The following is a 22,630-nucleotide window of genomic DNA, read 5'->3' as shown; positions in this document are numbered from 1 at the left end:
GGGGAAGCCACCCGGCCCCGTTCCCGCCCGTCAGCACGTAACGTAAAGCTTCAAACCCGCGCCGCCGGTAGGGAGCTACCATGACCGACCACGACCTCCGGAAGCGAGCCCACGACCTCGACGTGACCGTCTGGGTCGGCAAGAAGGGCGTAGAATCCGTGGCAGGGGAGCTCTCCGACCAGCTCGAGGACCGCGACCTCGTGAAGGTGAAGTTCCTCCGGGCCGCCCGCGGCGGCTCCAGCACCGAGGAACTCGCCGTGGACCTCTCCGAGCATGCCGACGCCGACCTCGTCGAGACGCGGGGGAACACGGCCGTGTTCGCGCGATGAGCGGGCTGCTCCTCCAGGCGACTCCGGAACCCGGCGGGACGGTGAACCCCTCGGCCCCGGTCGCGGAGTTCCTCTCCCAGTACCTCCCCGCGAACGTCGCCGGCCCGCTGGCGGCCGCGGCGACGTTCCTCGTCGTCCTGTTCGGCGTCTACCTCCTCGGCCGGACGTTCGTCGTCCCCCTCGTCGACCGCGTGCTCGACCGGCGCGGGCTGGAACCACACGCCCGCCGGCCGCTGCGAAAGATGGCCAACGTCGTCCTCGTCTTCGTGGGCATCTCCGTCGCGTTCGGGCTCGCGGGGTACGGCAACTTCCTGCGGTCGCTCGCGACCGTTGCCGCCGCGGCGACGCTCGCCATCGGGCTGGCGCTCCAGGACGTCATCAGGAACTTCGTCGCCGGCGTGTTCATCTTCACCGACCGGCCGTTCCGCATCGGCGACTGGATCGAGTGGGAGGACAACTCCGGCGTCGTCGAGGACATCTCCTTCCGGGTCACCCGGGTTCGGACGTTCGACAACGAACTGCTCACGGTGCCGAACGCCGTGCTCACCGACGACGTCATCAAGAACCCGGTCGCCAAGGAGACGCTCCGGCTGAAGGTGGAGTTCGGCATCGGCTACGACGACGACATCGACGAGGCGACCGAGATCATCGTCGAGGAGGCCGACCGCCACCCCGACGTCCTCGCGGACCCGGCCCCTTCCGTCCGCCTGAGCGAACTGGCGGACTCCTTCGTGGGACTCCAGTCGAGGGTCTGGATCGAGAACCCCTCGCGCGCCGACTTCGTGAAGACCCGCGCCGACTACGTCCAGCGCGTGAAGGAGCGGTTCGACGAGGCGGGCATCACCATCCCGTACCCGCAGCGCGAACTCTCGGGCGGCGTCCGGACGCTGGCGGCCGCCGAGACGGCGACCGGCGACGACTGAGCCGTCCCGGAGCGGCGAACACGATCTCGAACCCACCCCCCTCACCCACCGATGGTTTCCGACCGCACGATCGACGAATCGGCCGTCTCGTTCCGCCTGCACGGCACCGTCGTCGATCGGAACGGCTCCTCGCCCGGGGACGGGACGGCTTGCGACGTCGTCGTCGTCGACTGCCCGGACGGAACGCGGCTCTCGCTCCTCGATCCCGACGGTCGGGTGGCCGAGGGGGTCGTCGGGGCGACGCGGACGCTCGCCGTCGCCATCGACGGCGTTCCGGCGGTTCGGCCCGCGGCCGACGGGCCGACCGTCGAACCGCTGGGGGAGGGGGTCGCCCGGCTCGCCGGCCGCCGGACCGCCGCGTGCACGTGGGACGGCGAGGCGGTGTCGGTCCCGATCGACCTCGGCTTCGACGTCGCCTCGGTGCCGGTTCGCGGGACGACTCGTCCGCGCCGCGAGGCGGGCGCGACCGACGAGATACTCGCGGGGCTGGGGATCGACGACTGCAGCCACGTCGCCGCCGACGGCGCCCGACTGGTCGTCCACGCCGTCGACGACGACCCGGACACGGACCCGTGGGCCGGCGTCGTCTACGACGAGGTGGCCGTGGAACTCGACCTCGACGACGAGCGGTTCCGCGAGTCGCTCGGGTCGGGAGGCGGCCCGGTCGAACTTTCGATGCGGATGACAGTGGGGCCCCGCTGGTTCCTCGGCGACGAGACGCGGTACGGGACGGACACCGCACCGTGGCACCTCGCCGGATTGCTCGACGCGGTGACGCGGCTACTCGACGGCGAACCGGTCGAGTACGCGTGCCTCTACGGCCCGCTCCGGTTCGAGTTGCGCCCCCGGGGTGACGGCGTCGCCCGCGTCCGCGTGGCGGGGGGAGGCGGGGGCCACAGGCCGCGGTTCCCGCCGGACGGCGTCCTCGTCCGGTCCGAAGCCCTCGTCGAGGGGTTCCTCCACGGGGCGCGGGACCTCCTCCCGGTCGTCTCCCTCCTGGCGGGCCGGGACGACGACGGGTTCGTTCGGCTCCGGGACGCGATTTCGACCGCGAGGACGCGCCTCGCGGGCGACGAACCGTGACCGAACGGCGTCGAGCGACGCGGCCCGGTCCCGTTCGTGCCTCGCCGCCGCGCTCACGTCCCCGTACGACCCGCTCCGAGTACGCCCAGCAGCCAGGAGAGGAGAAGCGCGACCCCTCCGAAGGCCAGCAGGTGGAGCAGGACCAGGAAGACGTACCCTAGCGCGGTCAGTTCCGAACCGGGGCCGACGTGTGCGACCGCGAACGACGAGGGGACCACGGGAGAAGCGGAGAGGAAGGGCCCCACGGGCGCTACGACGCTCGCATGCCCTGGTACGACAGAACCACACCCACCACGAACACGATGGTCGCGAGGTAGATGGGGCCGAGGTGGGTCACCCAGTCGTGGGCGAACGCGTCCGCGGTGTAGTGCATCGGGAGCGCGAGCGCCAGGCCCACGACCGCGGCGACGATCGCGGTCGCCCACGCCCAGGTGAGCCGCTGGCGCACCCCGTACCACGAGAGCGCCGTCACCGCGATCCCCGTCGAGATGATGAACGCCGCGGTCGCCACGTGCAGGTGGCTGATGTAGTACGCCACCGTCGGGTCCAACTCCGCGCTCGTCATCCCGCCAAGAGTGCTCACCCCGATCTCGAACCCGCTCCCGACGAAGTTCATCACCAGAAACACGATCCCGTACCCGATGAACCCCACGCCCGCCAAGGCCATCAGCAGGGAGCCGTTCCGTAGTTTCGAGCCGAGCTCGACCTGTTCTTCCCGTTCGCCCGCTACTGGTTGTTCCGTTGCCATCGTGATCACCTGTGGGCGCCGAGCGAGACGCTCTTGACGCCGTACTTCTGACACGCGTTCTCCGCCTGCTCCGAGACGAACTCGTACTGCGGGTTCTCCCGGAGGTCGAGCGCCTCGAAGCCGGCGTCCTCGATGACGCTCCTGTACCTGTCGACCTGTTCGGCCCCGCCGATGCAGGCCGCCCAGAGGTCCGCGTCGGTCTTGATGCTCCCGGGCATCCGCCGCTCGCTGATGATGTCCGAGACGGCGAGTCGCCCGCCGGGGACGAGGACGCGGTTCGTCTCCTCGAACACCCGCGTCTTGTCCGGCGAGAGGTTGATGACGCCGTTGGAGACCACGACGTCGAACGTGCCGTCCTCGAACGGCAGGTCCTCGACGTACCCCCGTTCGAACGAGACGTTCGCCAGTCCCGCCTCGTCCCGCAGCTCCCGGGCCTTCTCGAGCTGTTCGTGGGTCATGTCCACCCCGGTCACGCTCCCCGTCTCGCCGACCTGCAGCGCAGCGACGAACGCGTCCGTCCCCGAGCCGCTACCCAGGTCGAGCACGTCGTCGCCCTCCCGCAGGTCGGCGAGGTCGAAGTGGTAGCCCACGCCCGCGAAGGACTCCAGGGCCTCCGCGGGGATCCGGTCGAGGTCGGCCGCCGGGTAGCCGAGCCGTTCGGCCAGCCCGCGGCCCATCTCGAAGTGGTACTCGCCCGCCGGCGCCTCCGCGACGTTCCGGTAGACCGTCTTCACCTCCCGTTCCAGTTTGTCGACGTCGAGTGTGTTCGGCATCCCCGTCACCCCCTCAGTCGTCGGCCGACACCTCGGCCGGCGTGTTGACGGTCAGGTTGACGTCCTGGGCGCCCGAGACGAGCGTGTACACCGGGGCCCGCCGCGCCCACTCGTCGACCTGGTCCTCGTCGAGGTCCTCGCACTCGATCTCGATCTCGGCGATCAGGTTGTCGAAGACGCCGTCGACCTCCTCGAGGTCCCTGACGCTGAAGAGGACGCCCGGATCGAAGTCGACCCGGACGTCGGTCCTGAGGGACTCGATCTCGACGCCGTTCGCGACGGCGTTGACGGTGATGCCGACGTTGATGCACGAGGCGAGCGCGGACAGGGCCGCCTCGATCGGCTCCAGCCGGTCGGTCGCGCCGACCCAGCCCCCCGCGTCCAGCACCTCCTTCCATCCCCCGTACGGGATCGTGTACTCGCGCGTGTCGCGGGCGATCGTCTCGTCGCCGAGCCCGTACGAGTCGATCTTCGCCAGGCTGTGGGCGCAGGTCCCCTCGTAGGTGGCGCGGGCCCCGAGCCCGAGCCGCACCGCGTCGGGCCGGTCGCTCGCGTACTCCGCGAACGCCTCCAGTTCGTCGACGTCCACGCCGTGCGTGATTCGCTGTTCGTTGGTCATGTCTTCTGCCTCCCGGCGGGAAAGCAGAGGGGCGCGAGTGTTAGGTAGCTAACTGGTGACGGCCGGCCAGTCGGTGGCACCCGTGCAGCAGGTGAACGAGCGTCACCGACTGCACGCGCGGTCGATCCGATCCCGTATTCGGTTCGTCGGACGCGTTCGGCGCCGTCGTGGCCGTGGCGGCCGAACGACTCGATGGGCGTCGAGCCGCCGACCGCGGTCCGACGGTCGCCGCGCCCGCCGCGTCGACGCGGGGCGGAACGACGACGGAACAGGGATCGCCGGAGCCGGACCGGGGATGTGGACTGGAGGATACGGGCCGGAGGGTGTGGACTGGCGGGTGTAGAGCGGACGAAGCGAGGACGGGAGGGGAACGGAGCGGGCGACGCCCGGACGGTCCGTGGAACGAACGGGCGTGGCGAGTGGGTCGAACGAAGTATCGAGCGGCGAGGGGAGAACGGACCGAGTGGGGGCCTTCCGCGAGGACCTCAGACGACCTGCAGGTGGTCCGTTCGGAGTTCCTCGTCGGAGTAGTCCTGACCGTGGACGTCCCGCATGTGGTTCCCGGCCAGTTCGATCGCCTCCTCCTCGTTCTCGGACTGGACGATGAAGCGGCAGTCGGCCGCCGCGTTCTCGCAGTCGAGCTTGTGTGCTTTCGCCATGGATTCGTTTTTCACCTCCCGACGGGGGAACGCGCGCGAGTGTTAGGTAGCTAACTGGTGACGGTCGCCCGGTCGGTGCCAGCCGTGCAGCAGGTGACGGCCCGTCAGTCGCTGGAACGGGACCCCGCCCGCGGCGGAAATCCGTCTCCCCTCCCGTCCTGTGGGAACGGCCGTCTGCACAGGGACGGAACTGATTGCGCGGGCCCGTCGGGGACGTCGACGTCGGACGACCGGGGCCGTCCCCGCGTCCGCTGGACCCGTCACTCCGCCGCCGTCTCGAGGGGGATGGTCGGCGTCTCGCGCCGGTACGACTCGTACATCGATTCCGCCCACTCGCGCGCCTCCGGGGCGTCGGTGTCGACCAGCGCGCGGACCATCACGCTGTCGGGGTCGTAACCGCTGATCGCGACCCGGCGGTCGAAGATGCTGACCCCGAAGGACGGCAGGTCGTCGTGGACCCGGACCGTCAGGTTTCCGCTCTCGAGCGCCTCCGAGAACAGCTCCGGGGACGTCGACCGGATGTACGTGACGACCCTCGACCGGCTGATGATCTCCGTTCGCGTCCCCTCGACGATCCGCTGGCAGAGCTCGTCCTTGCACGGCTCGAGCAGGGCCACGTCGAACCCGGCGAACCGGAACCGGTCCGTCTCCCTGAGGAGGGAGACGAACCGGTTCACGGGGCGGTACGGGTCGTCGGCCTCGGCGACGGTCACGACGGCGTCGGCGCACATCCCGACCGTGAACCCGTTCTCCTCGCTCGGCAGCCACTGCCAGACGTCGCGGAGCTGTCGCTCGGTCTCGAACCGTTCGAGCAGGTCCATCATCGCGGACGCGACGTACGCGCCCAGCTGTGTCGCCTCGTAGCGGTACTCGTTCCTGCGGATCCAGTGCCGGTCCTCGAACTCCCTGATCGTCCGCCTGATCGTGGACGAGGAGACTCCGGTCATCTCCCAGAGCTCGGACCGACTCCGCGGACGGGCGGTCAGGGCGACGAGCGCGGGAACTCGGTGTTCGGACCGGGTGAGGTACGCGATGTCGTCGACGGGCGATCCAGTGCTATCGAGTTCCATGGGACGGGTACGCACGGTAGGGGTATAGTTGTAGCTCCGAGCGTTCCGACGCGGGCCCGACGGCGATCGAGCGGTTCGGGTCGTTCGTCGGTCCGGGGGCCGCTCCCGACGGATTCCCATTCCGAAGCCGATAGCCCGGCTACTCCTCCAGCAGCTGTCCCGCAATGGTGTTCCGCAGCACCTCGCTGGTCCCCTCGTAGATCTCGTTCAGCTTCGCGTCGCGGTAGTAGCGCTCCACGTCGAAGTCCGTCGTGTAGCCGTAGCCGCCGTGGATCTGGATCGCCTCGTTGGCGACCTCCCGGCTGATCTCGCTGGCGTACAGCTTCGCCTGCGCGGCCTCCTTGATGTAGTCCTCCCCGCGCATCTTCAGGTCGGCGGCCCTGTGCATCAGCAGCGTCGCCGCCTGGAGCTTCGTGTCCATGTCCGCCAGCTTGTGCTGGATGGCCTGGAAGTCGGAGATCGGGCCGCCGAACTGCTCGCGCTGCTGGCTGTACTCCCGGGCGTCGTCGAGCGCGGCGCGGGCGATGCCGACGCCGCGGGCCGCGATGGTGATGCGGCCGCCGTTGAGCGTCTTCAGCGCCTGCACGAACCCCTCGCCCTCCGCACCGAGCAGGCGGTCCTCGGGGAGTCGCACGTCGTCGAACCGGAGCTCGGCGGTCGGACAGCCCTTGTCGCCGAGCTTGTGCTCCGTCCCCTCGACGACGAACCCCTCGTCCTCCTCGGGCCTGACGACGAACGAGGAGATCCCCCGGTTCCCGGCCTCGGGGTCGGTCTTGGCGAACAGGGTGATCGTGTCCGCGACCGAGCCGTTCGAGATCCAGAGCTTCCCGCCGTTCACGACGTACTCGTCACCGTCCTTCTCGGCGGCGGTCGTCATGGCGGGCACGTCCGAGCCGGCCTCCGCCTCCGAGAGCGCGAACGCGCCGACGTCGGTCCCCTCGGCCAGCGGCGTGAGGAACTCCTCCTTCTGCGTCTCGTCGCCGAACTCGTACAGCATGTTGCCGGCGAGGGAGGTGTGGGCGGCGACGACGGTGCCGAGCCCGCCCGACCCCCGCGAGATCTCCGCGAGGCCGATGGCGTAGCTGTGGTAGTCGAGCCCCGCACCGCCGTACTCCTCCGGGAACGGCATCCCCATGAGCCCGAGTTCGCCCATCTCGGCCACCAGATCGGCCGGGAACTCGTCGGTCTCGTCGATCTCGGCCGCGCGGGGGGCGACCTCCTCGTCGACGAACTCCGCGACCACGTCGCGAATCTGCGCCTGTTCGGTCGTGAGGCCGAAGTCCATGGTCAATCCTGCAAGTCCGGGCTTATTGCGTTTCCGGATGCGAGAACGGCGTCCGGTCGGCGGCCGGTCGACCGCCGTCGGCGACCGGCTTCACCGACCGGTCGCCCGGCCGACGGCGCCGCCGGCGACGAGGCCCACGGCCAGCGCACCGGCCGCGACGGGGAACGACGCCGCGAGCAGGGCGACGGGCGGGACGGCCGCCAGCACGACGGTCGTCTCCAGGGTGGATGCGTGTCGATACGTTCGGTGGTCCGCGGGGGGACTGTGTGCGTACATCTGGGGGGAAGGGGGGTGTTCGTCAGCGGGGGGTCTCCTCGACCGGTGGGGTCGCGACGACCGGGGCGGCCGAACCGTTCAGCGACGGTCCGGCCTCGGACCTCGCCACGGCGCGGCGACGACGCGGGCCGTACGGGTCCCGGTGCCCGCCGCGATGGCGGTCACGGACCCGGCGAGAAGCCGGCGGATGTGGAGGGGAGTTGGCACGTCGTCGTCACCTCGAGATGGCGGTCGACCGGTGACGCAAAAAGTCCGCGCAGGGCTTGTTAGCAATCGACGTAGGGGCGAGTACTTCGACGAGCGTCGTCCCCGCGGAACGGCTACTCCGGCCCCGCCGGATCAGATCGTTCGAGCGATAGTCGGAACGGCCGCTTAGTGGGTCCGCGCATCGATCACAGGGAGTCGACGAATTCACCGAGAATCTGATTGAACCGCTCGGGTTCCTCTAAAGGGGGACAGTGGCCGCTATCCTCGAAGAGTTCGAACGTAGCGTCCGGGACGAGGTCCGCGACGTGTCTCACCGCCGCGACGGATCCCCGCGACTCACCCGCGCCGGCACACACCAACGTGGGAACGTCTATCTCGGGGAAGACGGTTCGGTAATCGCGCGTGAGCGCAACGAACAGGATGGCGCTTTTGATCGGGGCGGGCGTGCGGGACATTTCGTCGAACTGTATCGCTCTCGCCTCGTCGGTGGGATCCTCGAAGACCTGCTCGGTGAAGCGCTCGATGAGGCTCGTTCGGTCCATCTGGGCCAATGCGAGCTTCTCCTCGAGGCCGTCCATGTCGGTGAGTCCGTAGTCGTAGTCGTCCCATCGAAACCGGGACGTCTCGATGTCCACGTCGACCAGTCCCCGGATTCGCTCCGTGGCGAATTGGTCCACGTAGTCCCACGGGACGAAGGCACCCATCGACCACCCGACGATGACGACGTCATCCAGGTCCCGCTCTCTAGAAAGGAGCGGACGTCGCGGGCATACTGCGCGACGGTGTGCCCGAGTTCCGTCCTCTCAGACCGACCATGCCCCCTGAAATCGACGGCGACCGGGCGGTACCCGTCCGGGAGATCGGCCAACTGCGGTTCGAAATGCCTGAGACTACACGTGACGCCGTGGAGAAGGACGATCGAGCTTCCCTCGCCGCGGTCTTCGTAATAGAGGTCCGCCCCGTTACACTGGACGTACGGCATAGCAAGGGACGTACGTTGCACTCATCGATAAGCGTACGTCACGGCCCAACGAGATACGGCGGTTCCGACCCCTCCACCCGACCGTCGGCGTGTTCGACGATCCCGGCCGTTTCGGTCGTGAACGCCTCCACGTCGAACTCCGCGCCGTGCAGGATCGTCGGGAAGCAGCGCACGTGGGCCGCGACGTTCGCGGCCTCGGCGAGCCCGTCGTCGGGGATCTCCTCCCCCTTCTCCTCTTCCGGACGGACCGACTGTGGTCGGCGGTCGGATCCGCGAGCGCGTCGAGCCAACGCGGCACCTGCCCGAGATACGGCCTCCTCCTGCACGTCGCGATCCGTACTTCACGAGCGACCGAGCGTTCGAGACGTTCCCCGTCACATGGGGAACGGACGAGAACCGTATCTGCCGGGGACGTTCGACGAAACCGTCACGCTCCCGAATCTAGCACACGCTTCTCCTTCGTCACGACCTCGACGTCGGAGATCCGGGTCCCCGGATACTGACCGTCGGCGTCCTTCTCGGCGGCCTTCACCATGTCCCAGACGACGTTCAGCCCCGTCGTCACGCCCTCCAGCGCCTCCATCTCACAGCCCGTCTTCCCGGTCGTCTCGACGGCGACGGTGAGCGTCACGCGGTCCCCGCCCACGTCGAACTCGGTCTCGACGTTCGTGATCGGAATCCCGTGGCACATCGGGATCGTCTCCCACGTGTGCTTGACCGCCTGGACGGCGCCGACGCGGGCGGTCGCGAGCACGTCGCCCTTCTTCACGTCGTCCCCGCGAACGGCGTCGACCGTGGACTCCCGCAGGTGGATGACCCCGCGGGCGACCGCCCGCCTCGCGGAGTCGGGCTTTCCGCCCACGTCGACCATCTGCACGTCCCCCTCCTCGTCGGTGTGGGTGAGCTCCGAGTCGCCGTCGTCGCCCGTGGCGTTTCGCGTCATCTCACTCGTCCCCCCCTTCGTCCCGCAGCGCATGAGGGATTCGGTCGAGCAGGTCCGTCGCCACGAGGCCGTAGCCGTTCTCCTCGACGGCCATGTCGCCGGCGCGGCCGTTCGCGTAGGCCGCGACGGCGGCGGCGTGAACCGGTTCCTGCGTGCTCGCGAGCGCGCCCGTCACGCCCGCGAGCACGTCGCCGGTCCCGCCGACGGTCATCCCCGGGTTGCCGGTCCGGCCGACCCTGGTCGTCTCGCCGTCCGAGACGACGTCGTAGGCGCCCTTCACGAGCAGGACCTGCCCCAGATCCGCGGCGAACTCGGCCACGAGGTCGGCGCGCTCGCGCCAGTCGGCGGCGGTCTCCCCGCCCATGCCCCGGAGTTCGCCCTGGTGGGGGGTGCAGATCAGCGTCGCCGCCGTGTCGACCCTGGGCACGACCTGCAGGGCGTCCGCGTCGACGACGGCCGTGCCGTCGTACCCGCCGAGGAACTCCCCGACGGCCTCGAGCGTCTCGTCCGCGTCGCCGAGCCCCGGCCCGAGGACGACCGCGTCGTGCTCGGCGGCCAGCGACCGGAGCCTGTCGAGGTGGGCCGCGTCGAGACGATCGCCGGGGAGCGGCCGGACGATGAGGCCCTCGTCGAACCCCTGCACCTCGCGCGCGATGGACTCGGGGCAGGCGACCCGGACGAGGTCCGCGCCGGCGCGGAGCGCCGCCCGCGCGGCGAGCGTCGGGGCGCCGGTGTAGGGGCCGCCGCCGACCACGAGCACCTCGCCGTGGTCGCCCTTGTGGCTCTCCGGGTCGCGTGCCAGCGGCCGGAGGTCGCCCGGGCCGACGAACAGTTCGGCCCCGTCGGGGATGCCGATGTCGGCGACGGTCACCTCCGCGTCCAGGTCCGCGAGTCCGGGCTTCTCGTCGTGGAAGGTGACGACGACGTCCGCGTCGACCGGTGCGGCGGCCGCGTCGTCTCCCGTGTCGTCCGCCGCGTCACCGGGCGACTCGTGCGCGTCGTCGGCCGCCCCGTCCGCGTCGGCGTCGAACCCCGAGGGCACGTCCACGGAGACGACCGTCGCGTCGGCGTCGTCGATGGCCGCCGCGGCGGTCGCCTCCGGCTCCCGGAGCGCGCCCGAGACCCCCGTACCGAGCATCGCGTCGACGACGACGTCCGGGTCGCCGAGGTCGAAGTCGGCCGAGTCCGTGCAGGTCTCGGTCGGGACTTCGGCCGCCCGGAGCGCCTCCCAGTTCTCGCGGGCGATGCGGGTCGTGATCGTTTCGGGCCGGCCGAGCAGGACGACGCGGAGGCCGTACGCCTCGAGGAAGCGCGCGGCGACGAACGCGTCGCCGCCGTTGTTGCCGCGGCCGCAGACGAGAGTGACGCCCGCGCCGGGTTCGGCCCGTTCGCGCACGGCGCCCGCGACGGCGCCCCCGCTCGACTCCATCAACTGCTTGCGGGCCACGCCGAGCGCGGCGGCGTTGCGGTCGACCATCGCCATCCGCTCGCCGGTGATCATCGGTGCCGGTTGTTCGTCGGGGGACGCCGTAAATCGGGCGGGTAGGGCGGCCGGTTCCGTACCGTCGTGGGCGTCGCCGAAACCCGTGGCGAACTCCGACCGCTGCCGGGGTCGACCGCGGCCCGTCCCGTGGCGACGGCCGGGACTGACGAACCGACGGACCCTCGACCGGAGCGATTTTGTTCAACGAAATCGTCGGGAAACTACCCGGAAATATTTAGCCATCCTGTGTGGAAAGTGACCGCATGTCAGGACTGCTCCCGTCCGACACCGACTCGACGGCCGGCAACGACGCCGGTTCGGGACCCGTGGAGGGGAGCGACGGCGACCGGTCGTCGGTCGCGGACGGCGCGGCCGACCGCGGCGCGGCCCCGTCCGACGCGCCGGACGGGACGGCCGGCGACGACGTCCGCGTCTGCTGGCTCGACGACGAGGACGCGGACGAACTCATCGGGTCGCTCTCCTCGGAGACGGCCCGGTCCGTGCTCACGGCCCTCCACGAGGAACGCCGGACCGCCTCCGAACTCGCGACCGTCGTGGACACGTCCGTCCAGAACGTCCGCCACCACCTCTCGAACCTGCAGGAGGCCGGCCTGGTGGCGGTGGCGGGGACCCGCTACTCCGTGAAGGGGCGGGAGATGACCGTCTACGCCCCGGCGGACGAGCGACTCGTCGTCGCCGTCGGCGGCGACGGGGACCGGACCTCCCTGCTCGACTCGCTCCGGGGGCTCCTCGGCGTCGCGGCGCTGCTTGGGGGCGCGAGCCTGCTGGTCCAGTGGGCGTTCGGCGCCGGCGTCGTCGACCTCGGCGGCCCGGCGACCGCCCCGCGCGTCGGCGACTCGATGGCCGGGTCCGCCGGGGCGGCGCTCGGGGTGCTCCCCCCGGGGCTCGGGTTCCTCTGTGGCGGCCTGCTCGTCCTCGCGACCGTCCTCGCGGCCGACCGACTGCGGGGTCCCTGATGGCGCCCTCCGCCCGACCCCGCGGCCGGGCGCGACCCGGCGGGCGGTGACGCCGTGACCCGACTCGCGCCCGCGCTCGCCGTCCTCCTCACCCTCGCCGGCCTCACCACCGGGATGGTCGGCGCGGCCGGCGTCCCGGACGTCGGGCCCATCGGCGGCGTCGTGGGGGACGTCACCCCGCCGCAGGGCGTCGCCGCCGGCGGCGACGCCCGCGGCCCGGTCGGAGGCTCGGTCGACGGTTCGGCGGCGGCCGGCACGGCGGACGTCGGCGGGGCGGGCGTCGGGGACGACGCCGTCCGGGTCGGCGTCATCGGAAGCCGGTTCGACGGCGACCACCCGGAACTCGCGGGGCGCGTCGCCGCGTACAGTCGGGTGACCCCGCCGGGCGTCGCGCCCGCCTCCCCGGCCGCCGGCGCCCACGACACCGCGGTCGCCGAGATCGTCGCTGACCGGACCGACGGCGCGGAGCTGTACCTCGTCGGCGTCGGCACCGGTCCCTCGGCCGAGGAGTACGAGCGGGCCGTGGACTGGCTGCTGGAGAACGGGGTCGACGTCGTCGTCGACTCGGGGAGCTACTTCCCGGCGACGGCCGAGGGGATGGATCGCATCTCCGAGGCCGCGGAGCGAGCGACGAGCGAGGACGCCGTCTTCGTCACGTCCTCCGGGAACTACGCGCGGCGCCACTGGCGGGGGACGCCCGACTCCGGTGGGTGGCTCGAGTTCGACGACGGGACGCAGGGGAACAGGCTCGGCGACGGCGCCGTCGCGGGCGAGGTGACGCTCCGGCTCTACTGGGACGACGAGGCCGACTACGACCTCTACCTCTACCGGGACCTCCCCGGACGCGACGACCCGGTCGTGGCCAAGTCCATCCGCGAACGCGGGAACGCGGAGGCGATCGACGCGACGCTCCCGCGGGGCCACTACTACGTCTCGGTGTACGCCCGCGAGGCGGGGTCCGAACCCGTCGACCTCTTCGCCGCCGACCGGCGACTCGCCCACACCGCGGCCGACGGGAGCGCGGTCGCGCCCGCCGACGCCGACGGGGTCGTCTCCGTGGGCGCCGTCGACGGCGCCGGGTCGGTCCGGCCGTACAGTTCCGCCGGGGCGGACGTGAGCGTCCACGACGACGCCGACACGAGCGCCGCCGGTCGGTTCGACGGGACCTCCGCCGCCGCGCCGCTCGTCGCCGGCACGGTCGTGTCGATACGGGAACGGGGGTCGTACTCGCCGGCCGAGGTGGAGGCGATCCTCGTGTGTGCCGCCGACGGCGACGCGCGGGAGCTCGATCCCGACCGGGCGATCGCAGTCGCCGCCGGCGACGTCGCCGACCCGCGGACGGGGAACGCGACCGGGAGGGAGTGTGAGTGACCCACATCGTCCCGGGCGGGGCTGTACCGGCGGGAACCGAAAGCGGACCCGCGCGACCGGAGACGGGTCCGAACCGACGAGGGCGGAGAGCGGATGACCGACGCCGCGGCGCACGCCGTCTTCGCCAACGACCTCGCGGTCGTCGTGCTCGGCCGGAGTCCGCTCCCGGGGTGAGTCGCCCGGCGGCGACGGACGTTCGTGTCCGCGCAGGCGGCCGTTCCGCCGGCGGAGGTTTATCACCGAAGGCGAGGCCATCGACGCACTGAAGCCGTGTCGAACGCGAGCGTAACCGTGACCGAGGCCGAGGGCTGGCGAGCAGTGTTCGGGCACGACGAGCCGTACCCCGAACAGGAGGACGGGATCGAGGCCGCCGTCGAGACGGCGCGCGACGGAGGGTATCTCGCGCTGGAGGGCGCTTGCGGCACCGGGAAGACGATGCTCGCGCTCGCCGCCGGGATCCACCTCGTCCGTGACCCGGACTCCGACTTCGAGCGCGTGTTCGTGCTCACCAGCGTCAAGCAGCAGCTCCGCCAGTTCGAACAGGACCTGGAGACGATCAACGCCGGCCTGCCCGACGACTGGCGGTCCGTCTCCGCGATGACGCTCGTCGGGAAGGCGGACGTCTGCCCGTACGCCCGCGAGAACCGGGCCGGAATCGACGACTCGAACGTGTACGACCGCTGTGAGGGCCTGCGCGAACGGACGCGCGCCCTGACGGGCGAGGGGGGCGACGCGACGGCGGGCGCGCTCGTCCAGCAAGCCAGGCGCGCCCAGACCGGCATCGCGGACTCGGGCGAGTCGGGCGTCTCCTATCTCGAGACCGCGGGGGAGCCGACGCCGTACCTCCCCTCGATGCCCGAACACGGCGGGGGGGCGACCGCCGAGGGGACCGAGTTCTGTCCCTTCTACGCGCAGTTCCTCGACGACCTGCCCGAGGAGGGCGACCCGGCCGAGGCGGTGCCGTTCGACTTCGCCGACGCGGGGCTGATCGACGCCGAGGAACTCGTGCGGCTGTCGGCGGGCCACGGCTCCTGCCCGCACTCGATCATGGGCGCGCTCGTCCCCGAGGTGGAGGTCGTCGTGGGCAACTACTACCACGCGTTCGACCCCGTGACGGCGGCGACGTTCACCGGCGCGCTGCTCGACGACTCGACGTTCGTGGTCTGTGACGAGGCGCACATGCTGGAGCCGCGGGTGCGGGACCTCGTCTCGGACGGCGTCGGCGACGCGACGCTCCGGGACGCCGAGAACGAGCTCACGCGGGTCATCCAGCCCGTCGCGTTCGAGGACGAGGGGAAGCGGGCGCGGGGGACGACCGACGCGGAACTCGTTCGGGGGGAGCTCTCGGACTCGGAGGTGAGCCTGGGCGAACTCGAACTCGTGCGCGACTTCGTGCGCGACCTCCGCGAGGAGGTCGACCGACGGGTGACCGCCCACCTCGAACGGGAACACCCGGGATGGCGCGCGGACCTCACGGATCTCACGGACGCGGAACTCCCGCTCCGCGACCCCGAGGAGCCCGCCGAGGACGAGCTCTCCGAGTGGGCGCGCGAGGCGGGCTACGGCGGGAAGGTGTGGGCCCGCGCCGAGCACGTCGGCGCGGTCGTCGAGCGGGTCCTGAACGAGGCCGAGGAGGAGGAGACCAAGCGCGCGACGCCGGCGGTCGGCCGGCTGTTGAACGCCTGGTACCGGCTCGACCACGAGTCGTACTTCAGGGAGCTGGAACTGGACCGGACGTGGGACGAGACGGAGCCCGTCGACTCCTGGCGGCGGGCGTACAACGCGCGGCTGTCGCTCCACAACTGCGTGCCCGCGGACGCCATCGGCGACCGCCTCGCGGAGTTCGGCGGCGGCGTGTTGATGTCCGCGACGCTCGCCCCGCTCGACGTGTTCCGCGAGGTGACGGGGCTGAACTACCTCGAATCCGAGGGGCGGCCGGTCGAGGAGCGGACCTACGGGCTCGCGTTCCCCGACGGAAACCGCGAATCGCTCGCCGTGGACGCGCCCAAGTTCACGTACGGCAACCGCGGGCCGCCGGGCGAGGGGAACGAGACGCGCGAGGCCCACGCCGACGCCGTCGTGGAGGTGGTCGGGACGACGCCCGGCAACGTGCTCGTCGGGATGCCCAGTTACGGCGAGGCCGAGTGGATGGCGGGCGTGCTGGAGGAGCGGACGGACGCGCCGGTCCTACGCGACGAGTCGAGCGCGGACGCGGCGACCGAGGACCTGAAAGCCGAGTTCTTCGGCGGCGGGGCGAAGACGCTGGTGACGAGCATCCGCGGGACGCTCACGGAGGGCGTCGACTACCGCGGGGACCGGCTCTCGGCGGCGGTCGTCTGCGGGGTGCCGATCATCAACACCGCGTCGCCGCGGACGAAGGCGGTGAAGACGGCGTACGACCGCGAGTTCGGAAACGGGTTCGAGACGGCGCTGACGGTGCCGGCGGTCCGGAAGGCGCGCCAGGCCGTCGGCCGGGTCATCCGCGGCCCGGAGGAGGTCGGGGTCCGCGCGCTCGTGGACGCCCGCTACGCCCGCGACTCGTGGAACTCGGTCCGCGAACACTTCCCGGAACCCGCCCGCGAGGAGTTCCAGCCCGTGAGCCCGGACATGCTCCGCTTCGGTCTGGAACGGTTCTGGGACGGGCAGGAGTGAGGTTGGGCGTGGCGGTGTCCCGCTCGTCGGGAGAAGCCGGACCGACCGTCAGTTGTACCGCTCCTCGTTCCACGGGTTCGCCGTGTTCGAGTAGCCGCGCATCTCCCAGTAGCCGCGCTCAGGCTCGGTGAGGAACTCGACCCCGGTCACCCACTTGGCGCCCTTGTACGCGTACCTGTGGGGGGTGACGACGCGGAGGGGACCGCCGTGGTCGGTCGGAAGCGGATCGCCGTCGAACTCGTGGACGAACAGTACCTCCTCACGCATGCAGTCGTCGAGCGGGAGGTTCGTCGAGTAGCCATCGAGCGAGCGGAACATGACGTGGCGGGCGTCGTCGTCGACGCCGGCGCGCTCTGCGATCTCGGGAAACGTGACCCCGGCGAACTCGTTGTCGAATCGGCTCCACCCGGTGACGCAGTGGAAGTCCTGCACCTGGGTCTCGGCCGGTAGGTCGGTGAACTCCGACCACGTGAACGAGAGGTCGTTCTCGACCGCGCCCGTCACCGAGAACTCCCACGTCTCCGGGCTCCAGTCGGGGGTTCCGCTCTTCGAGAGCACTGGGAACCGCTCGGTCTCGCGCTGGCCGGGCGGGAGCCGTTCCCCGCCGAACTCCTCGTGAACGTCCGTGACGTCCTTCATCGTGGGGGAGAACTAGGGGAGGCGGCCGGTTAGTGCTACGTGCCGGAAGTCAGCCCGGTAGTGAGTATACGTCTGCTGTCGATCGATAGCTATCGACCGGTCGGTTGCCGGTTGCGTCCCGGGGCACGTACGCTTAGGGCAATGGCGACGCACCTAGAACGGTACGATGCCAGTCATCAGGTTCGAGATGGCCGACTCGACCGAGCGCACCCAGATCGGCGAGGGGCTGGTTCGGTTCGCCGTCCGGACCAGCCGATTGGAAACCGGAAAGGAGGGTGGCAGGTACTTCCTGAACCACGAGGACGGCTGTGGCGTGGACGGGGAGATGATCCGGCCGGGCGAGCCGTTCTACTTCGACACGGACACGGGCGAGATACTCTGCGAGACGCACGGCGAGCAGCAGCGGGACGAACCCGCGGGGTGAACGCCCCGACGGTTCACTGCCCGTTTCGCCGCGGAACCGTTCGTCGACGGAACACTACCGTTCGTTCCAGGCTAGAGCCGTCTGTACGTGATGGCGGCTACATCCTCGGAAAGCTCCCGTGTTTTGTCGGGATCCCGTCCGACTGCCGGCGACGGTGACCGGAGCAGCGGGCCGGCCGGTCGACGAGCGCGGCACACGTACGCCGACCGTACCGCGGACGGAACCCGGGACGTGTCCCTCCCGGCCGCGGCCAGGAGTGAACCTTCTCGTTCGCCCTCGGGTCGACGTCCCCGATCGAACTCCCTTCCAGTCGAACAACGGACTATTACGTGGATTCCACGAGCATTTCCGCGGAATAGCACGTTCGTTACTAACCGTCGACGGACCGTACTTCTGCGTTCATGACACTGGAACCGTCGCGTCGTCCGGCTCGTTCGAACCGCCGAACCTTCCTCGGGGCGCTGGGCGCCGGGGCCGCGGTCCTCGGGACGTCGACGAGCGTCCGCGGGTCGTCGGCCGATGCGGGCACCCGACAAACGACCGGAATCCCGGCTGAACTCGCGAGCGCCATCGAGATCGACGCCGAGGGAGGCACCGTGACCCTCCCGCTGTTTCGCGGTCGTGGCCCCGACGACGAGGACGTCTACTACGTGCTCACGGAGTCGTCCCGTCTCCAGCCCGCGATCCGTATGGGGCTCAACTGGTCGCCGAAACTCGAGAACGCGCTTGGAACGCCGGCCGTCCAGGAGGTAACGACGGCCGGGCAGGGGAGATTCAACCCACGAAACGCCCAGGTTCGCTTCGCCGGGACGGTCGACTTCGCGCCGGAGCGGAACGTCGCGCCGGGACCGGACGGGTTCCCGCTCGACAGCGAGAACACCCGACCCGGGTCGGTCGGCGACGGGTCGTACAGTCCGTTCGTGACGCCGACGGGAGGGGACGGCGTCGTGTTCAACGCTCCCCACGTCCAGAACCGAACGGGCGTCCACGACGCCGTCTCGGACATCGACACGGACGGGATGACCGTGACCCTGGGGCTCGTAGACGGGTTCTACGAGGGACGCGAGGAGCTGTACATCAGCACCGACGCGTATCCGGTCGACGTGGCAGCCCTCGAGGGCACGACGCACGCGCCGACCCTCGAGGCGGCACCCGTCGCCGGAAACCGCGACCTCGAAAGCTCGGCCCGGGAGGCGATCATCCCGATCGTGAACGGGCCGATGGGCCAGGACAACCCTGAGCGGCAGGGGCTCCGGTCGGCGGTGGCCGGCGAAGGCGGCCCCCTCAACGTCACCCGGTCCGAGCAGGTGTGCCAGCGGCCAGGAGACCCCACCGAGTGTTCCGTATTCTACAGTCCGCTGTGGGACGTCCACCCGGTCGTGTGGACCGAGGAGGCGATCGACGACGGGCGCCGTCGTCGGCTGACCGACCACGAGGAGATTATCGATCTGGTCCTGTCGGGGGATCTCGCGAGCGCCGCCGACGGTCCAGTCAATACGCTCCTCGGGAACATCCACGCGGCGGTCGCTGCGGTCAACTGTCCGATCATCTCCATCGAGGAGGACGAGTAAGGAGGCGATGTGGAGGAGAGATCCTGAAACGAGGGTGGGAGAGGGATCCTGAAAGGGGGTTCGATCGGGGTCGTCGACGGATCAGCGCCGCGCGACGAGGAGGAACGTCTCGACCCGCGTCTCCGCGCGCTTGACCGTGAAGCCGGCGTCCTCGAACGCCGTGACCGCCTCGCCCAGCGCGAAGCGCTCGTCGGTCGGGGGCCCGTCCGCGCCCGACCCCTCCGCGGTCCAGTCGACGGTGACGACGCGCCCGCCGGGGCGAACGACCCGCGCGAGCTCCGCCAGCGACCCGTCCCCCGCGTACTCGTGGTAGGTCATCGTCGAGAACGCGGCGTCGAGCGCGTCGTCCTCGAACGGGAGGTCCGCCACCTCGGCGGCCACGAACTCGACCGACTCCGGGACGCCCTTCTCGCGGTACAGGTCGTGCATCTCCTCCTGGACGTCCACCGCGTAGCAGCGGTCGACCCGGGGCGCGACGACGTCGGTGTAGAAGCCGGTGCCGCTCCCGAGGTCCGCGACCGTCGCGTCCGCCGACGCCGCGAGCGCGGCGAGCAGTTCCTCCGCCGAGCAGTGGCGGAACCGGTCCGGGTCCTCCAGTTCGTCCGCCCGCTCGACGTCGTACGTGTGAAAGCCCATGCACGTGGCTCGGCCCGTCGGGCGATAAGCCCTCGGACGGTGCGACCCGTCCCCCGGACGGGGCACCAGAGCGCGTGAACGGCGGAGCGGGCCCGGCCCGTGGCGTCGCTTCAGCGCTCGTCGACTTGGACCGTCTCCTCGACGATCATCCGGGGGCCGGCGCCGACCTCGAGGAACTCCTCGGCGTCGGCCAGCGTCCGCTCGCCGGCGTCGGAGTCGAACGCGGCGCCGTACGCGTCCACGTCCTCGAAGTACAGCTCCAGGACGCCGTCGTAGTCGGCGCGCTCGGGGTCGGTCGGCAGCGAGGTGACGTAGCGTTTCAGCCCCGGGAGCTCGGACGCGACGGGGCCGTGTTCCTCGAGCCAGTACTCGGCGAACTCCTCGTGGCTGTACTCCCCGTCGCGGACGACGAACTCGACCACCTTGATCACGCCAGTCGACTCACGCGAGAGGCACTTTGCTCTACCGCCCGGCGCCGGTGCGACCGCCTGCCACCGACGGTGGGCTTATGGTTCGGGACGCCCCTCTCCCGGATATGCCCGTCCAGATTCGCCGACCGGACCGCCGCGAGTGCGAGCGGTGCGGTCGGGTGGAGCGGTGGAACGAGGCGGCGGACGCCTGGCGCGTCGACGGCGGCGGGGGCGACGTCTTCTGCATCCACGAGTGGGACATCAACGGCGCGTTCCTCCCGTTCGAGGGGACCGAGGACTGAGGCCGGCCGGATGCCGACGCTGTACGTCACCGCGCCGCCGGATGCGGCTCCCGACCTCGCGCGAGCGCTCGTCGACGAACGGCTGGCGGCCTGCGTCAACCGGGTACCCTGCCGGTCGACCTACCGCTGGGACGGCGAGGTCCACGCCGACGAGTCCGAGGAGGTGCTGTTCGTGAAGACGAGCGACGCGCGCGTCGCCGCGGCCGAGGAGCGGGTCGCCGAACTCCACCCGTACGACACGCCGTGCATCGAGCGGTTCGAACCGGAGGCCGTCGCCGAGCCGTTCGCCGCCTGGATCGAGGATTCCACGCGTCCCGACTGACGGGGTCGCCCATCAGGCGCGGTTCAACAGGTCGGAGAGCACCGCCATCGTCCCGTCCGCGAACCCCTCCTCGAGGACGTGGTCGGCCGCGCCCTTGGCGACCTCGTCCGCGTTCGAGAGCGCGTACGCCTCCCCCACGACCTGGAACAGCTCCGCGTCGTTCTCGCTGTCGCCGACTGCGACGAACGAGCCGGCGTCCACGTCGAGGACGTCCGCGACGGTCAGCAGCGCCCGGCCCTTGCTCACGCCGCGGGACTTGAGGTGGTAGGCGTACTGCGTGTCGAGGAAGTCGAGGTCGAACTTCTCGGCGATCTCGCGGAGCAGCGTCTCGTCCGCCGTCTGCCGCGCCGCCGCCTCGGTCTCCCGCCAGCGGTTCGCCGTGTTCGCCCCGTCCCAGCCGAGGTCCCCGCCGCGCTCCTCGAAGGCGGCCACGGCCTCGCGCACTCGCTCGGGATCGCCCTCGAAGCGGACCGTCCCGTCCACGCAGACGACGCCGCCGTTCTCGGCGACGACGCGCTCGGGGATTCCCACGAAGTGACAGAGCGCGACCGGGTACGGGAACGCCTTCCCCGTCGCGATGACGACCGGCGCGGGCCACCGGGGGAGCACCTCGAAGATCCGCGGGTCGACGGTGTGGGCCGGCGTGGTGAGCGTGCCGTCGACGTCGAGCGCGAGCGGAGGGACGTCGGTCCCGCCCGTGTCGGCGGCGTCGGCGGCGTTGGCGGCGTCGGCGGCGACGACGGACGCGTCGGGCGTGTCGGGGTCGTCCGGGGTCTCTGACGGGGGCATTCGCTGGTGGGTCGTGTGGGTGCCCGCCGGAAAGCGTCGTCGGTGGGGACCCGACCGGTTCGGCTCTCGCCCGACCGGCAGCGCTCGACGGGCCGACGGACGCCGCTCGGGAAATCCACCCCGGCGAGCAGGCTGTCGCGCGCCGTCGGCGACGTCCGCTCGGACGGCGGCAGGGTGTCGGCCCGTCGCCGCTCCTGACGGACGGGCGGTGGGACGTCGGTCCGTCGAAACACCCGGTCGGGGGGCGGCGTCGTCGGTCCCGCGTCGATCGAGCGATCTCCGACAGAGGCAAGGGCGACCCGATGGAGGGGAAGCCGTGTTCCGCTACTGGTTCGGGGTGTACCACTGGCGTCGCCGCCTCCGGCGCATCGGGGTCGGCCTGGCGGTCGCGCTGGGCGGGGTCGCGCTCGGAACGGTCGTCGCCACCGGGGCGGCATACGTCGCCGGACTGGTCCTCGTCTTCGCCGGCCTCCGGTACGGCCAGCCCGCGCTGAAGCGGCTGCTCGTCCCCGCACCGTGGGAACCCGATCGGTGGCAGTACGCCCCGCTCGGGCACGCGCTCGACCTGGGGGACGCCGACCGCTGGCTCGACGTCGGCTGTGGCACCGGGCGGTCGCTCGTCGGACTGAGCGGGGCGTCTCGCGCCGCGAGTCCGAACGGCGACGGCGTGGGGCACGCGACTACCGCTGACGGGCGGGGCGCGCCGAGGGGGACCCGCGTGACCGCGCTCGATGCCTTCGACGCCCGTGTGATCCTCGGCAACGGCGCGCGACTGGCCGAGCGAAACGCCGCGGCGGCGGGGCTGGACGCCGAGGCGGTTCGGGGCGACGCCGCCCGGTTGCCGGTCGCCGGCGGGTCACAGGACGTCGTGACCGCCTGCCGCGTGCTGCACGACCTCCCGCGGGCGGACGCCGAGGCGGCGGTCGCGGAGGCGCGGCGGGCGCTGCGGGAGGGCGGGCGGTTCGGCGTGCTGGAACTCCGGACGACCCACGAGGAGACCGAGGAGGCGGTGGCGTACTGGGAGGCGATGCTGGCCGACGGGGGGTTCGACGTCGAGGTGAGCGGCGAGGTGTCTCGCGGGGACTCGTGGTACTGTTATCTCGTCGGGACCCCGTCCGGGCCCGCGAACTGACCCGGACGGGTCACCCGCGCCCGCC

27 protein-coding genes are annotated in these 22,630 nt (G+C 71.1%); 11 read left to right on the top strand and 16 right to left on the bottom strand.

Going from position 1 to position 22,630, the window contains the following annotated elements; all coding sequences use genetic code 11:
- The first annotated feature begins 80 nt into the window (after nucleotides 1–80).
- From HUG12_RS08910 to HUG12_RS08900, 3 genes are read left to right on the top strand one after another with little or no spacing between them, the layout of a single operon-like run.
- Nucleotides 81–329, top strand: a complete 249-nt coding sequence (locus HUG12_RS08910; RefSeq protein ID WP_179268423.1) for a YhbY family RNA-binding protein — start codon at nucleotides 81–83, stop codon at nucleotides 327–329.
- Nucleotides 326–1,252 (top strand): mechanosensitive ion channel family protein, encoded by a 927-nt coding sequence (locus tag HUG12_RS08905; RefSeq protein ID WP_179268422.1) that lies wholly within the window; start codon nucleotides 326–328, stop codon nucleotides 1,250–1,252. Before HUG12_RS08910 ends, HUG12_RS08905 begins: the two co-directional genes overlap by 4 nt.
- 51 nt (nucleotides 1,253–1,303) lie before the next feature.
- Complete coding sequence (locus tag HUG12_RS08900) at nucleotides 1,304–2,335, top strand: hypothetical protein (RefSeq protein ID WP_179268421.1); 1,032 nt, start codon at nucleotides 1,304–1,306, stop codon at nucleotides 2,333–2,335.
- A gap of 53 nt (nucleotides 2,336–2,388) precedes the next feature.
- On the opposite strand, the gene HUG12_RS08895 is transcribed toward HUG12_RS08900, so the two are convergent.
- From HUG12_RS08895 to HUG12_RS08840, 12 genes are all read right to left on the bottom strand, one after another.
- Complete coding sequence (locus HUG12_RS08895; protein ID WP_179268420.1) at nucleotides 2,389–2,553, bottom strand: hypothetical protein; 165 nt, start codon at nucleotides 2,551–2,553, stop codon at nucleotides 2,389–2,391.
- A gap of 32 nt (nucleotides 2,554–2,585) precedes the next feature.
- Nucleotides 2,586–3,083, bottom strand: a complete 498-nt coding sequence (locus HUG12_RS08890; protein ID WP_179268419.1) for a hypothetical protein — start codon at nucleotides 3,081–3,083, stop codon at nucleotides 2,586–2,588.
- Nucleotides 3,084–3,088: 5 nt separating this feature from the next.
- Nucleotides 3,089–3,856, bottom strand: a complete 768-nt coding sequence (locus tag HUG12_RS08885; protein ID WP_179268418.1) for a methyltransferase domain-containing protein — start codon at nucleotides 3,854–3,856, stop codon at nucleotides 3,089–3,091.
- Nucleotides 3,857–3,869: 13 nt separating this feature from the next.
- A complete protein-coding gene (locus HUG12_RS08880; RefSeq protein WP_179268417.1) occupies nucleotides 3,870–4,475 on the bottom strand; it encodes an OsmC family protein in 606 nt (201 codons plus the stop codon).
- Between the two features lie 485 nt (nucleotides 4,476–4,960).
- The gene (locus tag HUG12_RS08875; protein ID WP_179268416.1) at nucleotides 4,961–5,134 is read right to left on the bottom strand and encodes a DUF1059 domain-containing protein; all 174 of its coding nucleotides are present in this window, start codon (nucleotides 5,132–5,134) and stop codon (nucleotides 4,961–4,963) included.
- 260 nt (nucleotides 5,135–5,394) lie between these two features.
- Nucleotides 5,395–6,204, bottom strand: a complete 810-nt coding sequence (locus HUG12_RS08870) for a helix-turn-helix transcriptional regulator (protein WP_179268415.1) — start codon at nucleotides 6,202–6,204, stop codon at nucleotides 5,395–5,397.
- A 139-nt stretch (nucleotides 6,205–6,343) separates the two neighbouring features.
- The gene (locus tag HUG12_RS08865) at nucleotides 6,344–7,489 is read right to left on the bottom strand and encodes an acyl-CoA dehydrogenase (RefSeq protein ID WP_179268414.1); all 1,146 of its coding nucleotides are present in this window, start codon (nucleotides 7,487–7,489) and stop codon (nucleotides 6,344–6,346) included.
- A 90-nt stretch (nucleotides 7,490–7,579) separates the two neighbouring features.
- Entirely contained in the window at nucleotides 7,580–7,765 is a 186-nt protein-coding gene (locus tag HUG12_RS08860) for a hypothetical protein (RefSeq protein ID WP_179268413.1), read from the bottom strand.
- Nucleotides 7,766–8,157: 392 nt separating this feature from the next.
- Nucleotides 8,158–8,676 carry an alpha/beta fold hydrolase gene (locus HUG12_RS08855; protein ID WP_246308169.1) on the bottom strand — a complete coding sequence of 173 codons (519 nt, stop codon included), beginning with the start codon at nucleotides 8,674–8,676 and terminating at the stop codon, nucleotides 8,158–8,160.
- A 316-nt stretch (nucleotides 8,677–8,992) separates the two neighbouring features.
- On the bottom strand, nucleotides 8,993–9,244 hold the full coding sequence (locus HUG12_RS08850; protein WP_246308168.1) for a hypothetical protein: 252 nt from the start codon (nucleotides 9,242–9,244) through the stop codon (nucleotides 8,993–8,995).
- A 137-nt stretch (nucleotides 9,245–9,381) separates the two neighbouring features.
- Nucleotides 9,382–9,897 (bottom strand): cyclic pyranopterin monophosphate synthase MoaC, encoded by a 516-nt coding sequence (moaC, locus tag HUG12_RS08845; protein ID WP_218836430.1) that lies wholly within the window; start codon nucleotides 9,895–9,897, stop codon nucleotides 9,382–9,384.
- Nucleotide 9,898: 1 nt separating this feature from the next.
- Nucleotides 9,899–11,398: an NAD(P)H-hydrate dehydratase gene (locus HUG12_RS08840; protein ID WP_179268411.1), complete on the bottom strand. Its 1,500-nt coding sequence runs from the start codon at nucleotides 11,396–11,398 to the stop codon at nucleotides 9,899–9,901.
- A 245-nt stretch (nucleotides 11,399–11,643) separates the two neighbouring features.
- Here HUG12_RS08840 and HUG12_RS08835 point away from each other — a divergent pair, with 245 nt between their 5' ends.
- The 3 genes from HUG12_RS08835 to HUG12_RS08825 all read left to right on the top strand — a co-directional run bounded on the left by HUG12_RS08835 (nucleotide 11,644) and on the right by HUG12_RS08825 (nucleotide 16,380).
- Nucleotides 11,644–12,357, top strand: a complete 714-nt coding sequence (locus HUG12_RS08835; protein ID WP_179268410.1) for an ArsR/SmtB family transcription factor — start codon at nucleotides 11,644–11,646, stop codon at nucleotides 12,355–12,357.
- Between the two features lie 54 nt (nucleotides 12,358–12,411).
- On the top strand, nucleotides 12,412–13,728 hold the full coding sequence (locus HUG12_RS08830; protein ID WP_179268409.1) for a S8 family serine peptidase: 1,317 nt from the start codon (nucleotides 12,412–12,414) through the stop codon (nucleotides 13,726–13,728).
- Between the two features lie 291 nt (nucleotides 13,729–14,019).
- A complete protein-coding gene (locus HUG12_RS08825; protein WP_179268408.1) occupies nucleotides 14,020–16,380 on the top strand; it encodes an ATP-dependent DNA helicase in 2,361 nt (786 codons plus the stop codon).
- Between the two features lie 48 nt (nucleotides 16,381–16,428).
- On the opposite strand, the gene HUG12_RS08820 is transcribed toward HUG12_RS08825, so the two are convergent.
- Complete coding sequence (locus HUG12_RS08820) at nucleotides 16,429–17,019, bottom strand: sulfite oxidase-like oxidoreductase (protein ID WP_179268407.1); 591 nt, start codon at nucleotides 17,017–17,019, stop codon at nucleotides 16,429–16,431.
- Nucleotides 17,020–17,185: 166 nt separating this feature from the next.
- Between HUG12_RS08820 and HUG12_RS08815 the strand changes: the two genes are divergently transcribed.
- Entirely contained in the window at nucleotides 17,186–17,443 is a 258-nt protein-coding gene (locus HUG12_RS08815) for a hypothetical protein (protein WP_179268406.1), read from the top strand.
- A 401-nt stretch (nucleotides 17,444–17,844) separates the two neighbouring features.
- A complete protein-coding gene (locus HUG12_RS08810; RefSeq protein WP_179268405.1) occupies nucleotides 17,845–19,014 on the top strand; it encodes a DUF7482 domain-containing protein in 1,170 nt (389 codons plus the stop codon).
- Between the two features lie 81 nt (nucleotides 19,015–19,095).
- On the opposite strand, the gene HUG12_RS08805 is transcribed toward HUG12_RS08810, so the two are convergent.
- Nucleotides 19,096–19,650: a class I SAM-dependent methyltransferase gene (locus HUG12_RS08805; protein WP_179268404.1), complete on the bottom strand. Its 555-nt coding sequence runs from the start codon at nucleotides 19,648–19,650 to the stop codon at nucleotides 19,096–19,098.
- 110 nt (nucleotides 19,651–19,760) lie between these two features.
- Nucleotides 19,761–20,081: an EthD family reductase gene (locus tag HUG12_RS08800; protein ID WP_179268403.1), complete on the bottom strand. Its 321-nt coding sequence runs from the start codon at nucleotides 20,079–20,081 to the stop codon at nucleotides 19,761–19,763.
- Nucleotides 20,082–20,185: 104 nt separating this feature from the next.
- Between HUG12_RS08800 and HUG12_RS08795 the strand changes: the two genes are divergently transcribed.
- Both HUG12_RS08795 and cutA read left to right on the top strand, forming a co-directional pair.
- Nucleotides 20,186–20,362, top strand: coding sequence for an HEWD family protein (locus tag HUG12_RS08795; protein ID WP_179268402.1), 177 nt, complete (start codon nucleotides 20,186–20,188; stop codon nucleotides 20,360–20,362).
- 10 nt (nucleotides 20,363–20,372) lie between these two features.
- On the top strand, nucleotides 20,373–20,684 hold the full coding sequence (gene cutA, locus HUG12_RS08790) for a divalent-cation tolerance protein CutA (protein ID WP_179268401.1): 312 nt from the start codon (nucleotides 20,373–20,375) through the stop codon (nucleotides 20,682–20,684).
- A gap of 12 nt (nucleotides 20,685–20,696) precedes the next feature.
- On the opposite strand, the gene HUG12_RS08785 is transcribed toward cutA, so the two are convergent.
- Nucleotides 20,697–21,473, bottom strand: coding sequence for an HAD-IIB family hydrolase (locus HUG12_RS08785; protein ID WP_179268400.1), 777 nt, complete (start codon nucleotides 21,471–21,473; stop codon nucleotides 20,697–20,699).
- Nucleotides 21,474–21,789: 316 nt separating this feature from the next.
- Here HUG12_RS08785 and HUG12_RS08780 point away from each other — a divergent pair, with 316 nt between their 5' ends.
- Nucleotides 21,790–22,605, top strand: a complete 816-nt coding sequence (locus tag HUG12_RS08780; protein WP_179268399.1) for a class I SAM-dependent methyltransferase — start codon at nucleotides 21,790–21,792, stop codon at nucleotides 22,603–22,605.
- The last annotated feature ends 25 nt before the right edge of the window (nucleotides 22,606–22,630 follow it).

Source organism: Halorarum salinum (assembly GCF_013402875.1).
Taxonomy (GTDB): domain Archaea; phylum Halobacteriota; class Halobacteria; order Halobacteriales; family Haloferacaceae; genus Halorarum; species Halorarum salinum.
The sequence above is the reverse complement of the archived record's forward strand: the minus strand, read 5'-3'. Positions and strand labels throughout refer to the sequence as shown.